Origin of the sequence: Teredinibacter waterburyi (genome assembly GCF_001922985.1) — a bacterium.
GTDB lineage: Bacteria > Pseudomonadota > Gammaproteobacteria > Pseudomonadales > Cellvibrionaceae > Teredinibacter > Teredinibacter waterburyi.
Genome location: NZ_MRUH01000126.1, coordinates 1 through 793, shown reverse-complemented (window position 1 = coordinate 793; position 793 = coordinate 1). Strand labels below are relative to the sequence as shown.

Genomic DNA, 793 nt, shown 5'->3' with positions numbered 1-793 from the left:
TCCCAGCGGGGCTCGCCGTCATTGGTTAGTGCGTCAGCCCAGCCCACATAGAGGTTAACGCTGGTGCAATCGCTATTATCGGCACTGGTAGGGCATTGCAATTCAGCTAGGGCCGCACCGGTACCCTCATCACTGGCACTGCGAGCTGTTGAATCCGTCCACCAGTAGTTATAACTAGGGGTGCCACTAAAATAACCAACATTGCTGTTATACGCGCCGCCACCGGTCGACAGATTGCGGCTCGCCACACTTGCTCCAGAGCTGTCGTACCCCACCAAAGAACCAACATCACTGCTGCCTGCAACAGCCCCGGTCGCAAAGCAGTCGCTAATAGTCGAGGTGCTTATACGGCCCACAAGTCCGCCAACATCGTAACCAGCCGCAGACACCGCCCCCGTGGCAAAACAGGCAGACAGCTCCGTTGAGCTTAGGTAACCCGCCAAGCCACCCGCGTAGGCGCTGGAACTAGTGGTTGACTCTACCTTACCTGTTGAAAATACCTCTGTAAGGGTGCTGCTTCCTGCAATACCTACAAGGCCACCCACATAGCGGCTCGCGGTAATCGACATTAACGGCCCTTGGACGCCGAGGTTCTGAATAGTCGCGCCATCTATATAGCCAAATAACCCCTGATACAAGCTATCGGGGCGATTAATCATCAGGTTGTGGATGCTGTAGCCATTGCCGTCAAACACGGTCTCGAATCGATTATTGTAATCGCCAATCACAAGCCAGCCTTCGCCTTCATTCCAATAGGTGTCCGAAGCATCCAGCAGCTCATCGCCATTGGTAT

1 protein-coding gene is annotated in these 793 nt (G+C 54.5%); it reads right to left on the bottom strand.

Features of this window, described 5'->3' with window-relative positions; all coding sequences use genetic code 11:
• Window positions 1–793, bottom strand: a 793-nt coding sequence (locus IDZ20_RS10815) for a GLUG motif-containing protein (protein ID WP_281250567.1), incomplete at both ends; no start/stop codon positions are given.